This window comes from Mycobacterium sp. JS623 (assembly GCF_000328565.1).
In the GTDB taxonomy this organism is placed as follows: domain Bacteria; phylum Actinomycetota; class Actinomycetes; order Mycobacteriales; family Mycobacteriaceae; genus Mycobacterium.
In genome coordinates this window covers 4,019,055-4,041,345 of the sequence record NC_019966.1, presented here as the reverse complement: position 1 = coordinate 4,041,345, position 22,291 = coordinate 4,019,055, and the positions used below count along the sequence as shown (strand labels likewise).

Genomic DNA, 22,291 nt, shown 5'->3' with positions numbered 1-22,291 from the left:
TGAAGCGCTACCGACCCGTCATCGGCTCGCTACCGTCCCTACATCGGCGCGTTGGCCGGCACGAACACCCCGGAGCTGTCCGCCTCTTCCTCCGCGCGGATGACGTGGACCACCGCGTTGATCAAAGCCAGGTGGGTGAACGCCTGTGGGAAGTTACCGAGGTGCCTGCCGGTGCGCGGTTCGATTTCCTCCGCGTACAGGTGCAGCGGGCTGGCGAACGACAGCAGCCGCTCACACAGGTGCTTGGCCCGGTGGATCTCGCCGATCTCGACCAGCGCCGACACCAGCCAGAACGAGCAGATCGTGAACGTACCTTCCTCACCGGACAGGCCGTCGTCGGTCTCCTCGACGCGGTACCGCAGCACCAGGCCTTCCTCGGTCAGCTCGTCGGCGATGGCCAGCACTGTTGCGCGTACCCGGGGATCATCGGCCGGCAGGAACCGGGTCAGGATCGCCAGCAGCAGCGAGGCGTCCAACGCGTCGTCGCCGTAGCGCTGCGTCAGTACGCCGCGCGAGTCGACGCCATTGGCCAACACGTCGGCCTTGATCTCCTCGGCGATCGCCCGCCACTGCTGCGCGTAGGACTTCTCGCCCTGCAACTCGGCCAGTTTCGAGCCGCGGTCCAGCGCCACCCAGCACATGATCTTGCTCGACGTGAAGTGCTGCGGTTCGCCGCGCACCTCCCAGATGCCGCGGTCGGGTTCGCGCCAGTGCTTGATCGCTTCTTCGACCTGTTGCTTGAGCACCGGCCACAGCGTGTCGGAAATCTGCTCGCGCGACTTGGCGTGCAAATATACCGAATCCAGCATCGTGCCCCAGATGTCGTGCTGCATCTGGTTATAGGCGCCGTTGCCGATGCGGACCGGACGGGCGTTGTCATATCCCGACAAGTGATGCAGTTCCTCTTCGACGAGGCTGCGTTCCCCACCAACGGCATACATCACCTGAAGTGGATGGCGCTCACCGTTATTGGCGCCCGATACGTCGGCGATGAACGCGAAGAAGTCGTCGGCCTCCCGATCAAGACCCAACGTGTACAGGCCCCACAGCGCGAACGTGGAATCGCGCACCCACGCATAGCGGTAGTCCCAATTTCGTTCGCCCTGAGGCGTTTCCGGCAACGACGTGGTCGGTGCGGCCAGCAGGGCGCCTGTTGGCGAATACGTCAGACCCTTCAGCGTCAGCGCGCTGCGCTGCAGATACGACCGCCACGGGTGATCGGGGAAGTCGCCGATGTTGATCCACTGCCGCCAGCACTCGCTGGTCTGCCACATCTTGTCGGCGGCCTCGTCATAGGTCTGTGGCACCGGGTGCTTCGACCAGGACAGCGCGACAAAGACGTTGTCGCCCTCCTTCATTCGCGTGCGGGCGCGGGCCTCATGGCCCTCCAGCCCCAGCCGCAGGTTGGTGGTCAGCCGCAGTGTCGGATGCGCGTCGGGGTCGCGGGTGGCGCGCGCGATGGCCTCGCCGTACGCCTGCGAGGAGTATTCCCATGTCGCTTGACTGCGGTGGTAGTCGAACGCGGGCTCGCAGTTCATCAACAATTCGACCGTGCCGCTGACACATCGCACAGTGCGCAGCAGGATGTGCTCGGCGTCCCAGTCCATCGGCGTGCGCCGGTGCGTGCGCGATCGGGTGTCGATGTCGTGCCACGGTCCCATCACGAGCGCGTCGCGCACGATGATCCAGCCGGTGTGGGTCTGCCAGGTGGTCTCGAGGATCAGGCTGCCGGGAAGGTAGCGGCGGGCGGCGGGCACCGAAACGCCGTACGGGCCGAGCCGGAAGTGGCCCGCGCCGCGGTCCAGGATCGCGCCGAACACGCTGGGGGAGTCGGGGCGGGGGACGCACAGCCATTCCACCGAGCCCGCCGACGAGATCAGGCAAGTGTTCTCGCAGTCGGACAGGAACGCATAGTCCGCGATGGGCGGGAAGGGGTTCCGCAACCCGCCGCCGGCATACGGAACCGGTGCCGTCACGGTGAACGGGGCGTCGGATTCGTCGACCGCAACGGCCGCCGCCCCATTGGCCTCCGGCGCTCCGTCCGACGGCTCGGTTTGTTGCAGAACCATGCGGACATCATCGACTGCGACAAGGCCCGGCGTCTACTTGTGTCGATGCGTGTCCGGTCGGGTTTCGGCTCGGCGCCGGGCAAACTCCGTCCTGGACATCGAATACTCTGGCGGGGTGAGCGGCTTCCTCAACTGGTGGGACGGTGTTGAACTGTGGCTCTCCGGCCTGCCGTTCATCGCGCAGACCGCCGTGGTGATGCCGGTCGTGTTGGCGTTGGCTTACGGAATCGCGATCCTTCTCGACGGCGCGCTGGGCAATGGAATTCGGATCCTGCGGCGCCTGCGCCACCAAGACGAGGACGAGGAGTAAGCGGGATGCCGCGTTCACGGGTGACTCTGGTGCTCGTCATCCTCGTTGTCCTGGTGCTCATCACCTGGCTGCTAACTCGTTAACAGGGCTAAGGCCCAACCTGAGCGCGTTGCCAGACTCTGTTATTCTTCGCGCCATGCGTACAGCGTCCGGCAACAAGAGTGGCCACATCTTGGCCCTCATTGCCGTGGGATTCACCGCTGTCGCTGATGTCTGTTGTTGTCGCTGACTCCATACCCGTCCGCGGTTTGGTGTCGGTAACGGCTGTTTTCATGCCCATGTACTGATTCCTCGCCTTGCCGTCGTGACGGGCTGTCCCGTTAGTCCCCTGCAAGGAAAGGTCTCCAATGCTCAACCTTCGGAAGTCCTGGCGGCCCGCCGCCACCCTGGCCGTGACTGCGACTCTGCTCGCGGCGTGCGGCGGCGGATCCAGCGATGTGGCAGGCGGCGGCGATCAGCCAGCTGCTGAGACGACGCTGACGTTGGTCGCCTACGCGGTGCCGGAGCCTGGCTGGAGGAAGATCATCCCGGCGTTCGCCGCCACCCCCGAGGGCAAGGGCGTGGCCGTGACCACGTCATATGGCGCATCGGGCGACCAGTCGCGCGCGGTCGTCGACGGCAAGCCCGCCGATATCGTCAACTTCTCGGTGGAGCCCGACGTGAGCCGGCTGGTCAAGGCCAACAAGGTCGCCAAGGACTGGAACGCCGACGCCACCAAAGGCATCCCGTTCGGGTCGGTCGTTTCACTGGTCGTCCGCAAAGGCAACCCGAAGAACATCAAGGACTGGGACGACTTGCTGCAGCCGGGCATCGAGGTCGTCACGCCGAGCCCGCTGAGCTCCGGCTCCGCCAAGTGGAACCTGCTGGCGCCATACGCCGCGAAGAGCAACGGCGGCAAGGATCAGCAGGCCGGCCTGGACTTCATCAACAAGCTGGTCACCGAGCACGTCAAGACGCGCCCGGGTTCGGGTCGCGAGGCCACCGACGTGTTTCTGCAGGGCACCGGGGACGTGCTGATCAGCTACGAGAACGAGGCCATCAACGTCGAGCGGCAGGGCAAGCCCGTCGAGCACATCAACCCGCCGCAGACCTTCAAGATCGAGAACCCGGTGGCCGTGGTGACTTCTAGCGCCCACCTGGACAAGGCCACCGCGCTGAAGAACTACCTGTTCACCAAGGAAGGGCAGAAGATCTGGGCGCAGGCCGGCTTCCGGCCCGTCGATCCCTCGGTCGCAACCGACTTCGCCATCGACTTCCCGACGCCACAGAAGCTGTGGACCATCGCCGATCTGGGAGGATGGAGCGCGGTTGATCCCGCGTTGTTCGACAAGGACAACGGAAGCATCACGAAGATCTACAAGCAGGCCACTGGATGACGGCAATCGTCGAACCCAACCCGGAGGCGACCCGGCCCGAACTCACCGGAAGCGGTGAGGGCGGCCGGGCGCCACGCCTCTTCGGCGGCCGGCATGGGACGACGTCGTTGCGAGTCGGGGCAGCGTCGATCTGGCTGAGCGTCATCGTGCTGCTGCCACTGGCGGCAATCGTGTGGCAGTCGGCGGGCGGTGGCTGGGGAGCATTCTGGACCGCGGTCACTTCGAACGCCGCACTGGCGTCGTTCCGGGTGACGTTGACGATCTCGGCAGGCGTCACCCTGGTCAACCTCGTCTTCGGGCTGTTGGTGGCCTGGGTACTCACCCGCGATGACTTTCCCGGCAAGCGGCTCGTCGACTCGGTGATCGACCTGCCGTTCGCGCTGCCGACGATCGTCGCCAGCCTGGTGATGCTGGCCCTGTACGGGCCGAACAGCCCGGTGGACCTTCACCTTCAGCACACCAAATGGGGCGTGGGCATCGCGCTCTTGTTCGTCACGTTGCCGTTCGTGGTGCGTTCAGTGCAGCCGGTGCTGCTGGAGCTCGACCGCGAGGTCGAGGAAGCCGCGGCATCGCTGGGCGCGAACAACCGCACCATCTTCACGCTCGTGATCCTGCCGGCTTTACTGCCGTCGCTGTTGTCCGGTGCAGGCCTGGCGTTTTCGCGTGCCATCGGCGAATTCGGATCTGTGGTGCTGATCGGTGGCGCGGTGCCCGGCGAAACCGAGGTGTCGTCGCAGTGGATCCGCACACTGATCGAGAACGACGACCGCACCGGGGCAGCGGCCATCTCCATTGTGTTGCTTGCAATTTCGTTCGTCGTGCTGTTCATCCTGCGAGCCGTCGGTTCTCGGGCGGCCAAGCGTCAGGAGCTGGCGCAATGACACTGTCGCCGGCGGTCCGGCATCTCCTTCGCTACCTTGCCCTCGCCTATGTCGGGCTCCTTGTCATAGTTCCCGTCGCATTGATCCTGTGGCGCACCTTCCAGCCCGGCATCGGCGCATTCTTCGACTCGATCAGCACGCCCGCGGCAATATCCGCTCTGCAGCTGTCGCTGCTCGTCGTGGCGATCGTGGTGCCGTTGAACGTGCTGTTCGGAGTGCCGACCGCATTGGTGTTGGCGCGCAACAGGTTCCGGGGCAAGAGCGCGCTGCAGGCCGTGATCGATCTGCCCTTCGCGGTGTCGCCGGTCGTGGTGGGTGTCGCGCTGATCCTGCTGTGGGGTTCGGCGGGACTATTCGGGTTCGTCGAAAACAACCTCGGCTTCAAAATCATCTTTGGCTTCCCCGGCATCGTGTTGGCCAGCATCTTCGTCACCGTGCCGTTCGTGATCCGAGAGGTCGAGCCGGTGCTTCACGAGATCGGCACCGATCAGGAGGAGGCGGCCGCTACGCTCGGATCGCAGTGGTGGCAGACGTTTTGGCGGATCACCCTGCCGTCGATTCGGTGGGGCCTGACCTACGGCGTCGTGCTGACGATCGCGAGGACGCTCGGCGAGTTCGGCGCTGTCATCATGGTGTCGTCCAACCTGCCGGGAAGTTCGCAGACACTCACGCTGTTGGTGGCTGACCGTTACGCCCGTGGCTCGGAGTATGGCGCCTACGCGGTGTCGACGCTGCTCATGACGGTGGCGGTGATCGTTCTGATTGTTCAGGTGGTCCTCGACGCCCGGCGTTCGCGCGCGAGCAAGCAGGCATAAGGAGACGAAAGTTATGACCGACGCAATCGTCGTGCGAGGTGCCAACAAGCATTACGGCGACTTCGCGGCACTGGACAACGTCGACTTCGAGGTGCCGTCCGGCTCGCTGACCGCGCTGCTAGGCCCCAGCGGCTCAGGCAAGTCGACGTTGTTGCGCGCCATCGCCGGACTCGATCTGCCCGACACCGGCTCCGTCACGATCAACGGCCGCGACGTCACCCATATCCCGCCGCAGCGACGCGGTATCGGCTTCGTGTTCCAGCACTATGCGGCGTTCAAGCATCTGACTGTGCGTGACAACGTCGCATTCGGTCTCAAGATCCGCAAGAAGCCGAAGGCTGAGATCAAGGAGAAGGTCGACAACCTTCTGGAAGTGGTGGGGCTGGCGGGTTTTCAGACCAGGTACCCCAATCAGCTATCGGGCGGGCAGCGCCAACGCATGGCGCTTGCGCGCGCGCTCGCTGTCGATCCCGAGGTGCTGTTGCTCGACGAGCCGTTCGGCGCGCTGGACGCCAAGGTCCGCGAGGACTTGCGGGCGTGGCTGCGTCGGCTGCACGACGAGGTGAACGTCACCACTGTGTTGGTCACGCACGACCAGGCCGAAGCGCTTGATGTCGCTGACCGGATCGCGGTACTCAACAAGGGCCGCATCGAGCAGGTCGGCTCGCCGACGGAGGTTTACGACGCGCCCGCCAACGCGTTTGTGATGTCGTTCCTCGGCGCGGTGTCCTCGTTGAATGGTTCGCTGGTTCGCCCCCACGACATCCGGGTGGGCCGCAATCCGGAGATGGCGATCGCGACCAGTGACGATTCGGTTCAGGCCACGGGTGTCGTGCGTGCGGTCATCGATCGAATTGTGGTGCTGGGCTTCGAGGTTCGCGTCGAACTGACCAGCGCGGCCGATCGCACGCCGTTCACCGCGCAGATCACCCGCGGCGACGCCGAAGCTCTAGGGCTGAAGGAAGGCGACACTGTGTACGTGCGCGCCACGCGTATTCCTCCGCTGCCCGGTGCCACCGTTACCCCGCGATCCGATATCGCTGACGAGGACGAGTCGCTGACGAAGGCCTGAGTTCTTCCGGCTCGCGAAGCTATGCCGCCGCACGAACCAGGAGCACTGGATGCCCGTCCGATCCATTTGGAACGGGGTAGAAACTGCGGTGCGTGGTCGGATCGACCGCAACCACGTGCGCTCCGTCGGCCAAATGACCTGAACCTTTCGGGGAGAGCGCGCGGTCGCGAGCGTCTAGCACTGTGACAGCGCCGCTCTCGGCCGCGACGTACAGCCGATCGGCCGTGTCGTCGTAGGCAAGAACGTCCGGGTCGTCACCCACGTGGTTAGTGCCCGTTACGCGCCAAGTGTTTTCGTCGACGGTGATAAGGGTGGCGTTTTGATCGCATGCAACGAATACCATTCGGTCAGTGGCATCCATGGCCAGCCCGTGCGGATGTTCACAACCGGGCAGTTCGACTCTCCTTTCGACGGTCATCGCGGCAGGGTCGATGACGGCCAGTTCGTTTCCGCCCTGGACGGCAAGCAGCATCCGGTCGATCGTCGAGTCGTAGCCGACGTTGCCCACCTCGCCGCCGAGATCAACCGTCCCGCGTGGCTGCAGGGTCGCGGCGTCGACGATCGTCTCGGTTCCCGCGACTTCGTTGGTGGTCCAAATCGTGTTTCGACGCGGGTCGTAAGCCAGTCCGTCAGGGTAGTCACCGGTCGGTGCACGCCCGATCTCGGCGCCGGTGTTCTCATCAAGCGCGACAACCTGATTCGTACCGGTGGCCGTGGCATACACCCGTCCTCCGGCGCCTACGGCCAACACTCCGTGGACTTGCGAAATGTTCGGCACGGTTCGCACTACCCGGTGCGCACGCACGTCGATTTCGACAACTTCGCTGGCCCCCAGGTGAGCGACAAACAAGAGTCCGCGTTGTGTATCGAGGCTTGCGTAGTCGAACCGTGAATTGTCCCCCGGAAGAGGGATGTCGCCGGCCGGCTGCAATGGAAGCGGCGAAGTTGATTGCGACGATGAATGGTTCGCGCATCCTGTCGCGATCATCGCGACGATGACCACCGCATGCAGCAGTCTGGCGGTCATCGGCTCAGGCCGCGGCGCGGTCCTCGAGAGCCTGGTCGAAGCGGTCCAAGACCGTGTCCGCCACCAGGCGGTGTGGGCCGAGCGGTGCGGCCATCGGAATCCCTTGGGCACGCGCGAATGCGGCGATGCGGTCGGTGATCCGGCCGTGAGCCAGGAACCACGGCGCGATGATCAGCCGCGCGGCGCCGCGGCTACGCAGGGCATCGGCGGCCTCCGCAAGAGCCGGACGCGGTCCCGTCGCGAACGCCGTCGTCGTCAGCCACTGGGTGTGCTGCCCGAGGTACTCTGCCACCATCGCGGTGCGCGCATTGGCTTGGGGGCGTGAGGAACCGACGGCAGTGACGAGCACGCCCACGTCGGGGTCGAGTGGGGACACGCCCGCGTGAGTCAGCCGCTGCCGAAGCACCGCGATGAGTCGGTCGTCCTCGCCGAGCACGCCGGCCTGCCGCGCGCCCATCCCAGACTGCGCAATCAGCGCCGGGATGTCGACGCGCGCGTGGTACGCATCGGCGAGCAACAGCGGCACCACGACAGCATTGCATCCGGCGGCGGACAACACGTCCCGCAGGTTGGGGAAGTTCTGCTCGCAGAACGCCACCTGCACGTCGACATCGCGTCGCATCCTGCGGATGGTGCGCGCCACCTCATGCGCCGATGCCGCCGATCGCGGATCGGCACTGCCGTGCGCTGTAAGAACAAGAGTCGTCACGACGCGTGCAGACCGCATTCCGTCTTGGACTGGCCGGCCCACCGGCCGCTGCGCGGATCCTGTCCCTCGATGGGCTTCGCCGTGCACGGAGCGCAGCCGATCGACGGATAGCCTTCGAACACAAGCGGATTCACCAATACGTCGTTGTCGTCGATGTAGGCCTGCATGTCCTCATCGGTCCACGCCGCGATCGGGTTGATCTTCACCAGCCCAAAAGCCTTGTCCCAGCTGATGAACGGCGCGTTGGCACGCGTCGGCGCCTCGACGCGACGGATGCCCGTCACCCACGCGGTGTAGCCGCGCAGCGCCGCCGACAGCGGCTCGACCTTGCGCATCCGGCAGCATTCGTTCGGCTCGCGGGCGAACAGGTCCTTGCCGAACAGCCGGTCCTGCTTTTCGACGCTGTTCTCCGGCGTGACGTTGACGACGTTGATGTCGTACACCGCCTCGACCGCGTCACGCGTGCCGATCGTCTCGACGAAGTGGTAGCCGGTGTCCAGGAACAACACGTCCACACCGGGCCGTACCTTCGACGCCAGATCGACGAGCACCGCATCCTGCATGTTGGACGCCACGACGTAATTGCCGCCGAAGTTCTCGTCGGTCCAGCGCAGTAGATCCAGCGCGCTCGCGCCTTCCAACTCCGCCGCGGCCCGCTCGGCCAGCTGCTGTAGGTCTGTTGGATTTACAAGGTCAGTCATCTCTGTCCTTCGCTCTTCGCGCTGGCGCTCATCGCAAATCCGCCTCGTCTGCTCGTACTGCCCACGTAGCGAAACGCTCACCCTGCTCGCGTTGTTTCACGAAATTGCGAACCACCCTGTCGATGTAGTCACCGAGCTCGGTGGACAGCACCTTGTGCTGGCGCAATTTTCGGCCGAAACCGCTGTCCAGGCCCAGGCTGCCGCCCAGATGCACCTGGAAACCCTCGACTGGCCCGTCGCCGTCGTCGATCATCTGGCCCTTGAACCCGATATCGGCGACCTGGATGCGGGCGCACGAGTTCGGGCAGCCGTTGATGTTGACCGTGATCGGCACGTCGAGCTGGGCGTTGATGTCCTCGAGCCGCTTCTCCAGCTCGGGCACCAGCACCTGAGCCCGATTGCGGGTCTCGGCGAACGACAGCTTGCAGTACTCGATACCGGTGCAGGCCATCAAGTTCTTGCGCCACCCCGACGGCCGCGACGGCAGCCCGAGCGCGTCCAGCCCCGCGACCAGTGCGTCGAGCTTGTCGTCCGGGACATCGAGGATGACCAGCTTCTGATACGGCGTGAGCCGGATCCGGTCCGAACCTGCCGCCTCGGCAAGGTCGGCCACCTTGGTCAGGATGGTGCCGGACACTCGACCCGCGATCGGCGCGACGCCGACGGCGTTCAGGCCGTTCTTCTGCCTCTGCACGCCGACGTGGTCGATCGGGTGCTTCAGCGGTTCGGGCGCGGGGCCGTCGATCAGCTTGCGGCCCAGGTACTCGTCCTCGACCACCTGGCGGAACTTCTCCACGCCCCAGTCTTTGATCAGGAACTTCAGCCGCGCCTTGCTGCGCAACCGGCGGTAGCCGTAGTCGCGGAACACCGACGTGACGGCCTCCCACACGTCGGGCACCTCGTCGAGCGGCACCCACGCGCCGAGGCGCTGCGCCAGCATCGGGTTGGTGGACAGCCCGCCACCGACCCAGATGTCCAGGCCCGGCCCGTGCTCGGGATGGTTGACGCCGATGAACGCGATGTCGTTGACCTCGTGGGCGACGTCCTGCAAGCCCGAGATAGCGGTCTTGTACTTACGCGGCAGATTGGAGAACGAGGGGTTGCCGATGTAACGGCGGACGATCTCGTCCACCGCCCAGCTCGGGTCGAGCACTTCGTCGACGGACTCCCCGTTCAGTGGGCCACCCAGCACCACGCGCGGGCAGTCGCCGCACGCCTCGGTGGTCTGCAGGCCGACAGCGGCCAGCCGCTCCCAGATCTGCGGCACGTCTTCTATGCGGATCCAGTGGTATTGGACGTTCTCGCGGTCGCTGATGTCGGCGGTGTCACGGGCGAACTCGGTGGAGATCTCGCCGATGGTGCGCAGCGCGGCGTTGGTCAGCGCGCCGCCGTCGCAGCGCACCCGCATCATGAAGTACTTCGCCTCGAGGATGTCGGCGTTCTCGTCGCCGGTCCAGGTGCCGTCGTAGCCCTGCTCGCGCTGCGTGTACAGGCCCATCCAGCGCATCCGGCCGCGCAGATCCTGCTTGTCGATGCTGTCGAAGCCCTGCTTGGAGTAGATGTCGACGATGCGGGCGCGCACGTTCAGCGCGTCGTCATCCTTTTTGAATTGCTCGTTGGCGTTGAGCGGTTCGCGATAGCCGAGTTTCCATTGGCCCTCGCCACGTGGGCGTTTGACGGGCTTGGCGGTGGTCATGTTGGTGTGGGCTCCTTATTGGAGCCGGATCGCGCGATTCACCGGTGGGCTGTCCGGCGGCGCAGATCCGGCGGCCAGCTGAAGTACAGGTGGGCAGGTCAGCGCGTCAAGGCAGACAACAACAGGTACAAACGCGCTTGAGGTCGACATGCAACCGCGCCACCAGGGATACACGCTGGGGGAAGCGGGCGGCAGTCACGTCGCCAATTGTGCCACGGACACCGACATATGCCCTAACCGGGACAGATTTGCACTCAGGCTGAGCAAAAGTCGCGTCTGGGAGAATGGCTGCATGACCGTCCGAACGGCTCCGGTGGAGCTGCCCGTGCTGGCCAGCGTGCCGGGCAGGCCGTTCGGCGTCTATGTTCACGTGCCGTTCTGCGCGACCCGCTGCGGCTACTGCGACTTCAATACCTACACACCCGGTGAGCTGGGGGGCGCGAACCCCGATGGCTGGCTGGAGGCGTTGCGGGCCGAACTCGGCCTGGCGGCGTCGCGTGTCGGTGCGCCCGCGGTGGACACCGTGTTCGTCGGCGGCGGGACGCCCTCGATGCTGGGCGGCGACGGGTTGGCTGCTGTGCTCGATGCGATTCGCGCACACTTCACGCTGGCTCCCGGCGCGGAGGTGACGACCGAGGCGAATCCGGAGTCCACTTCGCCTGCATTTTTCGAGCAGCTGCGCACGGCGGGCTTCACCCGGGTGTCGCTAGGCATGCAGTCCGTCGTCCCGCGTGTGTTGGCGGTGCTCGACCGGGTGCATTCGCCGGGCCGGGCGCTAGACGCCGCCCGCGAAGCCCGCCAAGCCGGCTTCGACCACCTCAACCTTGACCTCATCTATGGCACGCCCGGGGAGTCCGACGACGACCTGTGCCGCTCGGCCGATGCGGTGATCGAGGCGGGCGTCGACCACGTGTCGGCCTACGCGCTGGTTGTCGAAGACGGCACGGCGTTGGCGCGTCGGGTGCGTCGCGGCGAAATCGCGGCGCCCGACAACGATGTGCTCGCCCAGCGCTACGAGTTGCTCGATGCCCGGCTGTCGGCGGCAGGCTTCGATTGGTACGAGGTCTCCAACTGGAGCAGGCCCGGCGGCGAATGCCGACACAACATCGGCTATTGGAACGGCGGCGAATGGTGGGGCGCCGGGCCGGGCGCGCATGGTTATGTCGGCGCCACTCGGTGGTGGAATGTCAAGCACCCCAACGCTTATGCGCAGTCCTTGGCCGACGGCCTGTTGCCGGTGGCCGATTTCGAACAGCTCGATGCCGCCACCGCGCATGTCGAGGACGTGATGCTGCGGCTGCGGCTGAACGACGGCCTACCGATGTCCGTATTGGGCGACGGCGAGCGGGCCCGCGCCGCGACCGTGATCGACGACGGCCTCGTGACAGTGCGCGCCGATCGGCTGGTGCTCACTGACCGCGGGCGCCTGCTGGCCGACGCGGTGGTTCGCACGCTGCTTGGCTAGCGGGCATTCTGCGCAAAACTCGTTGAACGATTCACCTGCGTTGCATCGTTGTGCTCAACGGAGGCTTACCGAAAGCAAGGGATGCGCGGGTGACGGACGATTCCGAGCAGGCGGCGCTGCTGCGGGCTGTGCACGACGAGCACAGCCAACCGCTGCTGCGCTATGTGTTGAGACTGACCAGGGGTGACATGCCGTTCGCCGAAGACGTGGTGCAGGAGTCGCTGCTGCGGCTCTGGCGCAAGCCGGAGGTGCTGGGGCAGCCAACTGAGAACGTCCGCAAGTGGCTGTACACCGTTGCCCGCAATCTGGTGATCGACGACCGGCGCAGCGCGCGCTACACCCGCGAACTGCAGAGTGAGTACATGCCCGAGCAGCCGACGCCCGATGCGATCGGCCCGGCGTTCGACAAGTGGATCCTGTCCGACGCTCTGACATCGCTGTCGCCAGAGCATCGCACCGCGATCGTGCGGGCCTACTATCTCGGCCAAACAGTGGCCGATATCGCGCAGCAAGAGGGGATTCCGGAGGGCACGGTGAAGTCGCGGCTTCACTACGCGCTTCGTGCCTTGCGAATTGCCTTGCAGGAGAGGGGGGTTGTCCGATGAATGATGACGACATTGCTGAATGGGACGCCGCCTACGTGCTCGGCGCGCTGAGCCTTGATGAGCGGCGGACGTATGAGAGCTACCTCGCGGCCAACCCCGCGCGGGCAGCGGAGCTCACCGAATTCGCCGGGTTGCCAGGCATTCTCAACGCGTTGAGCCGTGACGAAGCGGTCGCGTTGACCGACCTTGCCGGTGCCCCGCCCGCAGAGCAGCGACCCGACAACATCGCGTCGCTCGCGCACGCGGCAGCCCAGCGGCAGCAGCGCTCGCGGCGCATGTGGCTCGCGACCGCGGTCACATCGGCGGCCGCACTGCTGATCGCCGGCGGCATCGTGGGGGCGACGGTCTTCCCGAATTCTGCGGCGCCGACGCAGACGGTCGCGATGCAGGCAATGCAGCCGACGCCGCGCGGTGGGCTCACCGCCGAGCTCGCCGTCACCGAGAAGAAGTGGGGCACCGAGCTGAATTGGGCGTGCCAGTACACCAAGGACTGGTCACGCAACGTCGCCAGTTACGACATCGTCGTGACGACACACGACGGCGCGCAGAAGACGGTGGGCTCATGGCAGCCCGCCGGAGATGAGGCGACGGGGCTGTCGGCCGCGACGAGCATTCCCACCAAACAGATTCGGACGGTCGACATCCGGGTGTCCGGCAGCAACGAGCCGCTGGCGATCACGACATTGCGCTAGTCGCGATCCAGCCTTGGGGTCCGCGAGATCGCACTTGTTGCGAGGAAGTGCGAGTGGGACGCGCAATACGTGCGATTTCGCGAAGCAGACCTCGCCAAGGATGTGCGGTGGACGATCGTCGGGTACATGGTTCTCGAGGGCGCCGACGCCGTGCGCCACACCTGTGGCGAAACGTTGGAAAGCCTCGAAGGCACCACGACCACCTACGACCGATGTGTGGTCGCCGCGGGGTCGGATGTCGTCGCAGTCGACACGTTCGCCCACTACACCCGGCCCGACGGGATGACCGCGGTCGCCAGTTGCGACATCTACGAATTCAGCGGCGACGAGATCACCGCCATCACTTCGTATGCGGTGGAGGTGGATCCGGAGGACGCCGGCTCGCAGCCGCCGCCGCGCTGAGTTCTAGCTTCGGGTTCGACGACGGCGGTCGTGATGTCGTCGCCGGCGAATGCGCGGATCGCAGCCAGCGACTCCCACACCGTGTGTGCTGTCAGTTCGACAACCCCGCCGTCGTCGCGCGCGCCGACCAGGGTTCTGACGATCATGATTTCGAACTAGCGTCCCTGTCGGGCACGCTTGTCTTCACGATGTCCCTCCCACCACCCCGCCCGATGTCCACCACAGCTGCTTCCCTTCTCGACGATCCGGGCGACTTGTCCGAGCTGCGCGCGAAGGGCGGCGACGCCGACGAGCTGTTTGCCTCCTTCGCCGCGTGGGCCGAGGCGCAGGGCACCGTGCTCTACCCGGCGCAGGAGGAAGCGCTCATCGAATTGGTCAGCGGCGCGAACGTCGTCCTGGCAACACCGACCGGCTCAGGTAAGTCGCTGGTGGCCACCGGCGCGCTGTACGCGGCGCTGGCAGCAAAACGGCAAAGCTACTACACGGCGCCGATCAAGGCGTTGGTCAGCGAGAAGTTCTTCGCTCTTTGCGACGTGTTCGGGGCAGCGAACGTTGGCATGCTCACCGGCGACGCCTCTGTCAACGCGGGGGCGCCGATCATCGCCTGCACGGCAGAGGTACTGGCGAACATCGCATTGCGCGAGGGCGCGGACGCCGATATCGGCTTGGTTGTCATGGATGAATTCCATTTCTACGGCGACCCCGACCGCGGCTGGGCGTGGCAGGTACCGCTGCTTGAACTGCCGAAGGCGCAATTCCTGCTGATGTCTGCGACGCTCGGCGACGTCACGTTCCTCCGCGAGGACGTGACCCGTCGTACGGGCCGGACGACGGCGCTGGTGGCCAACGCCGAGCGCCCGGTTCCGCTCCACCACTACTACGCGACAACGCCGATGCACGAGACAATCGGCGACCTGCTCGACACCAGACAGGCGCCGATCTACGTCGTCCACTTCACTCAAGCCTCGGCACTGGAGCGGGCGCAGGCGCTGATGAGCGTCAACGTATGCACCAAGGACGAGAAGGCCGCGATCGCCGACATGATCGGCGGGTTCCGCTTTTCTACGGCGTTCGGCACGACGCTGTCGCGGCTGGTTCGACATGGGATCGGCGTTCACCACGCCGGGATGCTGCCCAAGTACCGGCGGCTGGTGGAACAGCTCGCCCAGGCGGGCCTACTCAAGGTCATCTGTGGCACTGACACCCTCGGCGTCGGCATCAACGTGCCGATCCGGACGGTCGTCTTCTCGGCTCTGTCGAAGTACGACGGTGTCCGTACCCGACTGCTCAACGCCCGCGAGTTCCACCAGATCGCCGGGCGGGCGGGGCGGGCAGGCTACGACACCGCAGGCACTGTCGTCGTCCAGGCGCCAGATCACGAGGTGGAAAACCTCAAGCAATTCGCCAAGGTCGCCGACGAGCCGAAGAAGCGTCGAAAACTGGTGCGGCGCAAGGTGCCCGAGGGCATGGTGCCATGGAGCGAGTCAACGATGACGCGCCTGATTGAGGCCGCCCCCGAACCGCTGACGAGCAACATGCGGGTGTCGACGGCGATGATCCTCGATGTCGTCGATCGTCCCGGTGACCCGTTCGCCGCGATGCGCAGGCTGCTCACCGAGAATCACGAGCCGCGCAAGCGGCAACTGCACCACGTACGCGAGGCGGTCGGCATCGCTCGCTCGCTACTGCAGGCGGGCGTCATTGAAAGGGTCGATGCGGCCGGTGACCAACCCGACGGACGGCGCTACCGACTGACCGTCGACCTGCCCCCCGACTTCGCCCTCAACCAACCGCTGTCGACGTTCGCTTTGGCCGCCGTCGACGTGCTCGACCCGGCGTCGGAAACCTTTGCGCTGGACGTCGTCTCGGTCATCGAGGCGACCCTGGAGGATCCTCGTCAGATCTTGGCGGCGCAGCTGAAGAAGGCCAGGGGCGAGGCGATCGCCCAGATGAAGGCCGAGGGCATCGAGTACGACGAGCGAATGGAGTTGCTGGACGACGTCACCTATCCCAAGCCGCTCGACGAGCTGCTGAGCCACGCCTTCGAGGTATACCTGCAGAGCAACCCGTGGGCCGCCGACGGGCAGCTGTCGCCGAAGTCCGTTGTTCGCGAGATGTGGGAGCGCGCGTTCACCTTCCGGGAGTTCGTCAGCGTCTACGGGCTGACCCGCTCAGAGGGCTCAGTCCTGCGCTACCTTTCCGATGCCTTCAAGGCGCTGCGGTCCGGTGTGCCCGCCGCCGCGCGCACCGAGGAAGTCACCGACATCGTCGAGTGGCTCGGCGAGCTTGTCCGCCAAGTCGATTCCAGCCTGCTCGACGAGTGGGAGCAGCTCACGAGTCCGGATCGGCCACTCGACATGCCCGTCGCAGTCCCAGCGCGTCCGCGTCCGCTGACGGGCAACGAGCGGGCGTTCACCGCGATGGTCCGCAACGCGCTGTTCCGGCGGGTCGAGCTGTTCGCGCGGCGCCGCGGGGACGATCTCGGCGAATTGGATTCCGCCTCCGGCTGGACGTCCGAGCGCTGGGAGGAGGTCATCGATGCGTACTTCGGCGAGCACGACGACGTTGGAATCGGCGCCGACGCGAGGGGACCGGCAATGCTGATCATCGACCGGCAGCCCGACGTGTGGCGAGTGCGGCAGATCCTCGATGATCCTGCAGGCGACCATGATTGGGGCTTCGACGCGGAAGTGGATCTGGAGGCGTCCGATGAAGAGGGCGCGGCAGTGATTCGCGTGGTCGACGCCGGACGCCTGGACTGAGGAGTCTGGGAGGGGCCACGACTACGCACCCGTCGGCCTCCTCGAGCGGATTCCGGTGTATTCGATCCTCGGCTGCCAGGCTTTCAGCGCCGTCGTTCTAAGTCTGCTGCGCAAGCGGCATGTCCATGTCGAACACGCGAGCGTGTAGCACCGTCCGGTTGCGCAGCGCCGCGCGCACTGCGCGATGCAGTCCGTCCTCCAGATAGACGATTCCCTTCCATCTCACCGCGTGCGGAAAGAGGTCGCCGTAGAACGTCGAGTCCTCCGACAGCAATCGATCCAGCGCCAGCACCGTGGTGGTGGTGACCAACTCGTCGAGCCGAAGTTGCCGCGGCGGAATCTGCGCCCACTGCCGTTGGGAGAGGCCATGGTCGGGGTAGGGCTTGCCCTCGCGGACGCCTTTGAAGATCATCGCGATGATCTCTGACCCGGCGGCGCCACATGGCAAAGGGTAGTCGTAAACCACCTGGACGCCACGCGAACAATGGCTCGCGCGGTATCCGCCCTGCTGATCACCGTAAAATGAACGACGATTGGTTGCGAAAGGGAGGTGAACAATTGGGTAGCGCCGAAGACCGTCGCTTCGAGGTGCTGCGTGCCATCGTCGCCGACTTCGTATCCACCAAGGAGCCGATCGGTTCGAAGACGCTCGTCGAACGGCACAATCTCGGCGTCTCCAGCGCCACCGTCCGCAACGACATGGCCGTCCTGGAGGCCGAGGGCTACATCGCCCAGCCGCACACCAGCTCGGGTCGAGTGCCCACCGAGAAGGGCTATCGCGAGTTCGTCGACCGGCTCGACGATGTCAAGCCGCTGTCGGCCTCCGAGCGCCGCGCGATCCTGACCTTCCTCGAATCCGGCGTTGACCTCGACGACGTGCTGCGCCGCGCCGTTCGGCTGTTGGCCCAGCTCACCCGCCAGGTCGCGATCGTGCAATACCCCACGCTGTCCACCTCGAGCGTGCGGCGCCTCGAGGTCGTCGCCCTGACGCCCGCCCGGCTTCTGCTGGTCGTGATCACCGACTCCGGCCGCATCGACCAGCGAATCGTCGAGCTCGGCGACGCGATCGACGAACACGAGTTGTCCCAGCTGCGCGACCGGCTCGGTCAGGCGATGGAGGGCAAGCCGCTGGCGGCCGCCTCGGTCGCGGTGTCCGACCTGGCGTCGCACCTCAACGGCAGCGGCGGGCTCGCCGACGCGGTCGGCCGGGCGGCCACCGTGCTGGTGGAGACGTTGGTCGAGCACAGCGAGGAACGGCTGGTCCTCGGCGGCACCGCCAACCTCGCGCAGAACACCGCGGACTTCGGCGGTTCACTGCGCTCGGTGATGGAGGCGCTCGAAGAGCAGGTGGTCGTGCTGCGACTGCTGGCCGCTCAGCAGGAGGCCGGAAAGGTCACCGTGCGGATCGGGCACGAGACCGAGGCCGAGCAGATGGCGGGCACGTCGGTGGTTAGCACCACCTACGGCAGTTCGGGCAAGGTGTACGGCGGCATGGGGGTGTTGGGACCCACGCGGATGGACTATCCGGGAACTATCGCTAATGTCGCTGCGGTTGCTCTCTATATAGGCGAAGTCTTAGGCAGCCGCTAGCGCGGCTTTGGAAAGGTTTGGCGTGGCACGCGATTACTACGGGCTGCTCGGGGTGAGCAGGGGGGCGAGCGATTCGGAGATCAAGCGCGCCTATCGGAAGCTCGCCCGTGAACTGCATCCCGACGTCAACCCCGACGAAGAGGCCCAGGCCAAGTTCAAGGAGATCAGCGTCGCCTACGAGGTGCTGAGCGACCCGGAGAAGCGTCGCATCGTCGACCTCGGCGGCGACCCGCTGGAGAACGCAGCCGCTGCCGGTAACGGCTTCGGCGGCTTCGGCGGGCTGGGCGATGTGTTCGAGGCCTTCTTCGGCGGCGGCACCACCTCCCGCGGCCCGATCGGGCGGGTCCGCCCAGGTTCGGACTCACTGCTGCGGATGCGGCTTGACCTTGAAGAATGCGCCACCGGAGTGACCAAGCAGGTGACTGTCGACACCGCGGTGCTGTGCGATTCGTGCCAGGGCAAGGGCACCCACGGCAACTCGACGCCCGTGGCCTGCGACACCTGCGGCGGGCGCGGCGAGATCCAAACCGTCCAGCGGTCGCTGCTCGGCCAGGTGATGACGTCGCGGCCCTGCCCGGTGTGCGGAGGGGTCGGCGAGGTCATCCCCGACCCGTGTCACCGGTGTGGCGGCGACGGCCGGATCCGGGCGCGACGGGACATCAGCGTGAAGATCCCTGCCGGGGTCGGTGACGGGATGCGCGTGCGGCTGGCCGCCCAGGGCGAGGTCGGTCCCGGCGGCGGACCCGCAGGCGACTTGTATGTCGAGGTCCACGAGAAGCAGCACGAGGTCTTCGTGCGCGACGGCGACGACCTGCACTGCACGATCTCGGTGCCGATGGTCGACGCAGCGCTGGGCACCACGGTCACCATCGACGCGATCATCGACGGCCCGACCGAGCTCACCATTCCGGCGGGCACCCAGCCCGGGTCGGTGACCACGCTGCGCGGGCACGGCATGCCGCATCTGCGCTCGGGCGTGCGCGGCGACCTGCACGCCCACGTCGAGGTCGTGGTGCCGTCGCGGCTGGACCACGAGGACATCGAACTGCTGCACAAGCTGAAGGAGAAACGCGTACGCGACGTGGCCGAGGTCCGCTCCAGCCAGAGCGCCTCGGCGGGCAGCGGGTTCTTCAGCCGGTTGCGCGAAACCTTCACTGGCCGTTAGGCATTCGTGCGCGCGCTGTTCTACGTCGACGCGCTGCCTTCGGTCGGTGGGCTCGCGGTCGTCGACGGCGACGAGGGTTTTCATGCCGCCAACGTCCGGCGCATCCGTGTCGGCGAGGAACTCGACCTCGGCGACGGCGATGGCACCGTGGCGCACTGCATTGTCGAGGATGTCGCCAAGGGCCGGTTGACTGCGAAAGTGTTTGACCGCAGGACCGTTCCTGCGGCGGTGCCGAGCGTCACCGTCGTTCAGGCGCTGCCCAAGTCCGACCGCTCTGAGCTCGCCGTCGAGCTGGCCACCGAGGCGGGCGCCGACGCGTTCGTGGCCTGGCACGCGTCCAGGTGCGTGGCCAGGTGGGAATCGCAGGCGAAGATCGACAAGGGCCTGCGGCGGTGGGGCGCGGTGGCCCGATCGGCGGCCCGTCAGTCGCGGCGGCCGCACATTCCGCCGGTCAGCGGGATGGTGTCGACGGCCGAGCTTGTGCAGCGCGTAGATGACAGTGCTGCGATGGCGCTCGTCTTGCACGAGTCGGCCACCGTCAAACTGACTGAAGTGCCAGTGGCACAAGCGAATTCAATAATGCTCATTATCGGCCCTGAGGGAGGAATCGCGGACGACGAGATCGCGGCGCTGACCAACGCGGGGGCGACGGCAGTGCAACTCGGACCATCGGTGCTGCGGACGTCGACCGCGGCAGCCGTCGCATTGGGCGCGCTGGGCGCACTGACCGCGCGGTGGTCAGTTGGTTAAGCATTGGGATGCGTCCGTACCCGGCGGTAAAATGGGTATTCAACAGCAAATAGCCAGGCCACAACCCAGAAAGCAGGCAGAAAACCCCACGTGACGCCCCGCGAGACGAACGCTGACTCGGACTCGCCCGTTCGCAGCAGCATCAATGTTCCGCCCGACCTCGTCGTGGGCCTGCTAGGTTCCGCCGACGAGAATTTGCGTGCTCTCGAGAGCATCCTCGCCGCCGATATCCATGCCCGCGGCAATGCGCTGACCCTGTCCGGCGAGCCCGCCGACGTCGCGCTGGCCGAACGGGTGATCTCCGAACTGGTGGCGATCGTGGCCAGTGGCCAGCGCCTCACCCCCGACGCAGTGCGGCACAGCGTCGCGATGCTGACCGGCACGGGCGATGAGTCACCCGCAGAGGTGCTGACGCTCGACATTCTGTCGAGGCGCGGCAAGACGATTCGGCCGAAGACACTGAACCAGAAGCGATACGTCGACGCGATCGACGCGCATACCGTCGTGTTCGGCATCGGGCCCGCCGGTACCGGCAAGACGTATTTGGCAATGGCCAAGGCGGTCAACGCATTACAGACCAAACAAGTGAATCGGATCATCCTCACCCGCCCAGCCGTCGAGGCGGGTGAGCGCCTTGGCTTCCTGCCAGGCACGCTAAGCGAGAAGATCGATCCGTATTTGCGCCCGCTGTATGACGCGCTGTACGACATGATGGATCCCGAATCGATCCCAAAGCTGATGAACGCCGGGATCATTGAGGTCGCGCCGCTGGCGTATATGCGTGGACGCGCGCAGCCGTTGTTCACAGAGGTCTTGACGCCCGACGGTTTCCAGGCGATAGGTGACATCGAGGTCGGCGATTTCGTGATCGGTTCGGATGGGCGCCCTACAGAGGTCCTCGGCGTTTATCCACAAGGCTTTAAAGAGATTTACCGGGTCTACACGCAGGACGGTTCGTCGACGCTCGCGTCCGGTGACCATCTGTGGTCAGTGCACACCCGCGACGACAAACGACGTGGCAAGCCGGTTCGCGTGCTCGCGACGAAGGAGATGATCGGCAACCTCCGCGCGGCGCACTACCACCGCTACGAACTGCCACTGCTCAGCGCGCCGGTGACGTTCGAGACGCGCCCGGTGCCGCTTGATCCGTACGCGCTAGGGCTGCTGCTTGGCGACGGGTGTTTTTCCTCCAGGACCAGCCCATCGTTCGCTACGACTGATCCGGAATTGGTACAAGCGTTGGCCCGCTTGATTCCTGGCATTCAAGTCAGACGCAAATCCGAGGTCGACTACGTCCTCACCAGAAGCTCTGGCAATGGTGGGGATACCGCCGTTCCGAACCCAGTCACCAAAGCGATGCGCGAATTGGGTCTTGCCGGGGCGAAATCCGATACCAAGTTTGTACCGAGGGACTACCTCTTTAATTCGCCTGAGGTCCGTCTCGGTGTTCTGCAGGGTCTTTTCGACTCGGATGGCGGCTCCGTTGGCCAAACGGGACGAACTTGTCGCATCCAGTTCTCGACGATCTCGGATCGGTTGCGCGACGACGTGAGGTTTCTCGTCCAGTCTGTCGGTGGGGTCGTCTATGTACGCACCCGTAAGGCGGAGGGCCGCAAACCCGGACTGGCACGTGGTCGAGATGTCCATCACCGACACGACGCGCACATCCTAGACATTCGACTTCCTGAGGGACTGCGGCCGTTCCGTCTCGCTCGCAAGGCGGCGAAATATGACGCGGCTGGCGGCGGCCATCCGATGCGGTTCATCGAACGTATCGAGCCTGCAGGCACTGAGGAAGCCGTGTGTATCCAGGTCGCTGCAGAGGACTCGCTTTACGTAACCGAGGACTTCCTACTGACCCACAACACGCTGAGCGACGCTTTCATCATCCTCGACGAGGCGCAGAACACTACCGGCGAGCAGATGAAGATGTTCCTGACGAGGCTCGGGTTCAACTCCAAAATTGTTGTGACGGGCGATATTACGCAGGTCGACCTGCCCGGCGGGGCCCGGTCGGGGCTGCGTGCCGCGATGGGTATTCTTGACGGCATCGACGACATTCACTTCTCCGAACTCACCAGCGCCGACGTCGTCCGGCACCGACTGGTATCCGAAATCGTCGACGCCTACGCCAAGTCCGAGGAGCCCGCGCTGATGAACCGGGCGCAGCGGCGCGCAACGGGCACCCGATCGCGAAGGTGACC

20 protein-coding genes and 3 pseudogenes are annotated in these 22,291 nt (G+C 65.6%); 17 read left to right on the top strand and 6 right to left on the bottom strand.

The genetic code is table 11. The features are described 5' to 3' along the window. Positions 1–38: 38 nt before the first annotated feature. Positions 39–2,069 (bottom strand): glycoside hydrolase family 15 protein, encoded by a 2,031-nt coding sequence (locus MYCSM_RS19805; protein ID WP_015307941.1) that lies wholly within the window; start codon positions 2,067–2,069, stop codon positions 39–41. 115 nt (positions 2,070–2,184) lie between these two features. Between MYCSM_RS19805 and MYCSM_RS19800 the strand changes: the two genes are divergently transcribed. From MYCSM_RS19800 to MYCSM_RS19780, 6 genes are all read left to right on the top strand, one after another. Continuing rightward, positions 2,185–2,379, top strand: a complete 195-nt coding sequence (locus tag MYCSM_RS19800; protein WP_041312444.1) for a hypothetical protein — start codon at positions 2,185–2,187, stop codon at positions 2,377–2,379. After that, positions 2,327–2,608: an Ms4533A family Cys-rich leader peptide gene (locus MYCSM_RS39105; RefSeq protein WP_442928504.1), complete on the top strand. Its 282-nt coding sequence runs from the start codon at positions 2,327–2,329 to the stop codon at positions 2,606–2,608. Before MYCSM_RS19800 ends, MYCSM_RS39105 begins: the two co-directional genes overlap by 53 nt. Before the next feature lie 118 nt (positions 2,609–2,726). Continuing rightward, the gene (locus MYCSM_RS19795; protein WP_015307939.1) at positions 2,727–3,755 is read left to right on the top strand and encodes a sulfate ABC transporter substrate-binding protein; all 1,029 of its coding nucleotides are present in this window, start codon (positions 2,727–2,729) and stop codon (positions 3,753–3,755) included. Beyond that, positions 3,752–4,636 (top strand): sulfate ABC transporter permease subunit CysT, encoded by an 885-nt coding sequence (gene cysT / locus MYCSM_RS19790; RefSeq protein ID WP_015307938.1) that lies wholly within the window; start codon positions 3,752–3,754, stop codon positions 4,634–4,636. The genes MYCSM_RS19795 and cysT overlap by 4 nt, the downstream gene beginning before the upstream one ends. Further along, a complete protein-coding gene (gene cysW / locus MYCSM_RS19785) occupies positions 4,633–5,451 on the top strand; it encodes a sulfate ABC transporter permease subunit CysW (RefSeq protein WP_015307937.1) in 819 nt (272 codons plus the stop codon). The genes cysT and cysW overlap by 4 nt, the downstream gene beginning before the upstream one ends. Before the next feature lie 13 nt (positions 5,452–5,464). Next, complete coding sequence (locus MYCSM_RS19780; protein ID WP_015307936.1) at positions 5,465–6,523, top strand: sulfate/molybdate ABC transporter ATP-binding protein; 1,059 nt, start codon at positions 5,465–5,467, stop codon at positions 6,521–6,523. 19 nt (positions 6,524–6,542) lie between these two features. On the opposite strand, the gene MYCSM_RS19775 is transcribed toward MYCSM_RS19780, so the two are convergent. Genes MYCSM_RS19775 through MYCSM_RS19760 form a run of 4 tightly spaced genes read right to left on the bottom strand, consistent with a single transcriptional unit; the run spans position 6,543 to position 10,656 of the window. Continuing rightward, on the bottom strand, positions 6,543–7,550 hold the full coding sequence (locus MYCSM_RS19775; protein ID WP_015307935.1) for a YncE family protein: 1,008 nt from the start codon (positions 7,548–7,550) through the stop codon (positions 6,543–6,545). 4 nt (positions 7,551–7,554) lie between these two features. Then, positions 7,555–8,277 carry a sirohydrochlorin chelatase gene (locus MYCSM_RS19770; RefSeq protein ID WP_041312441.1) on the bottom strand — a complete coding sequence of 241 codons (723 nt, stop codon included), beginning with the start codon at positions 8,275–8,277 and terminating at the stop codon, positions 7,555–7,557. Beyond that, positions 8,256–8,960, bottom strand: a complete 705-nt coding sequence (locus tag MYCSM_RS19765) for a phosphoadenylyl-sulfate reductase (protein ID WP_015307933.1) — start codon at positions 8,958–8,960, stop codon at positions 8,256–8,258. Before MYCSM_RS19765 ends, MYCSM_RS19770 begins: the two co-directional genes overlap by 22 nt. Positions 8,961–8,988: 28 nt before the next feature. Beyond that, positions 8,989–10,656 (bottom strand): nitrite/sulfite reductase, encoded by a 1,668-nt coding sequence (locus MYCSM_RS19760; RefSeq protein WP_015307932.1) that lies wholly within the window; start codon positions 10,654–10,656, stop codon positions 8,989–8,991. Between the two features lie 292 nt (positions 10,657–10,948). Here MYCSM_RS19760 and hemW point away from each other — a divergent pair, with 292 nt between their 5' ends. The 5 genes from hemW to MYCSM_RS19735 all read left to right on the top strand — a co-directional run bounded on the left by hemW (position 10,949) and on the right by MYCSM_RS19735 (position 16,582). Beyond that, positions 10,949–12,121, top strand: a complete 1,173-nt coding sequence (gene hemW, locus MYCSM_RS19755; protein ID WP_015307931.1) for a radical SAM family heme chaperone HemW — start codon at positions 10,949–10,951, stop codon at positions 12,119–12,121. A gap of 89 nt (positions 12,122–12,210) precedes the next feature. Then, positions 12,211–12,726, top strand: a complete 516-nt coding sequence (locus MYCSM_RS19750) for a sigma-70 family RNA polymerase sigma factor (RefSeq protein ID WP_015307930.1) — start codon at positions 12,211–12,213, stop codon at positions 12,724–12,726. Further along, the gene (locus tag MYCSM_RS19745) at positions 12,723–13,418 is read left to right on the top strand and encodes an anti-sigma factor family protein (RefSeq protein ID WP_015307929.1); all 696 of its coding nucleotides are present in this window, start codon (positions 12,723–12,725) and stop codon (positions 13,416–13,418) included. Before MYCSM_RS19750 ends, MYCSM_RS19745 begins: the two co-directional genes overlap by 4 nt. Before the next feature lie 69 nt (positions 13,419–13,487). Next, positions 13,488–13,820: a hypothetical protein gene (locus MYCSM_RS19740; RefSeq protein WP_015307928.1), complete on the top strand. Its 333-nt coding sequence runs from the start codon at positions 13,488–13,490 to the stop codon at positions 13,818–13,820. A gap of 212 nt (positions 13,821–14,032) precedes the next feature. After that, positions 14,033–16,582 carry a DEAD/DEAH box helicase gene (locus tag MYCSM_RS19735; RefSeq protein ID WP_015307926.1) on the top strand — a complete coding sequence of 850 codons (2,550 nt, stop codon included), beginning with the start codon at positions 14,033–14,035 and terminating at the stop codon, positions 16,580–16,582. A 97-nt stretch (positions 16,583–16,679) separates the two neighbouring features. Here the strand turns inward: MYCSM_RS19735 and MYCSM_RS19730 are convergent, their stop codons facing one another. After that, entirely contained in the window at positions 16,680–16,994 is a 315-nt protein-coding gene (locus MYCSM_RS19730) for a type II toxin-antitoxin system VapB family antitoxin (RefSeq protein WP_015307925.1), read from the bottom strand. A 146-nt stretch (positions 16,995–17,140) separates the two neighbouring features. On the opposite strand from MYCSM_RS19730, the gene hrcA reads away from it, so the two are divergent. The 6 genes and pseudogenes from hrcA to MYCSM_RS38330 all read left to right on the top strand — a co-directional run. Next, positions 17,141–18,172, top strand: coding sequence for a heat-inducible transcriptional repressor HrcA (hrcA, locus tag MYCSM_RS19725; protein ID WP_015307924.1), 1,032 nt, complete (start codon positions 17,141–17,143; stop codon positions 18,170–18,172). Positions 18,173–18,194: 22 nt separating this feature from the next. Next, positions 18,195–19,337, top strand: coding sequence for a molecular chaperone DnaJ (gene dnaJ, locus MYCSM_RS19720; protein ID WP_015307923.1), 1,143 nt, complete (start codon positions 18,195–18,197; stop codon positions 19,335–19,337). Between the two features lie 6 nt (positions 19,338–19,343). Beyond that, complete coding sequence (locus MYCSM_RS19715) at positions 19,344–20,087, top strand: 16S rRNA (uracil(1498)-N(3))-methyltransferase (RefSeq protein ID WP_015307922.1); 744 nt, start codon at positions 19,344–19,346, stop codon at positions 20,085–20,087. Positions 20,088–20,177: 90 nt separating this feature from the next. Then, positions 20,178–20,876 (top strand): annotated as a pseudogene (locus MYCSM_RS38340) (PhoH family protein); the annotation flags it as partial. Next, a pseudogene (locus MYCSM_RS38910) lies at positions 20,865–21,695 on the top strand (LAGLIDADG family homing endonuclease); the annotation flags it as partial. The pseudogenes MYCSM_RS38340 and MYCSM_RS38910, both read left to right, overlap by 12 nt. Before the next feature lie 258 nt (positions 21,696–21,953). Further along, positions 21,954–22,289: pseudogene (locus tag MYCSM_RS38330) on the top strand (PhoH family protein); the annotation flags it as partial. Between the last annotated feature and the right edge of the window lie 2 nt (positions 22,290–22,291).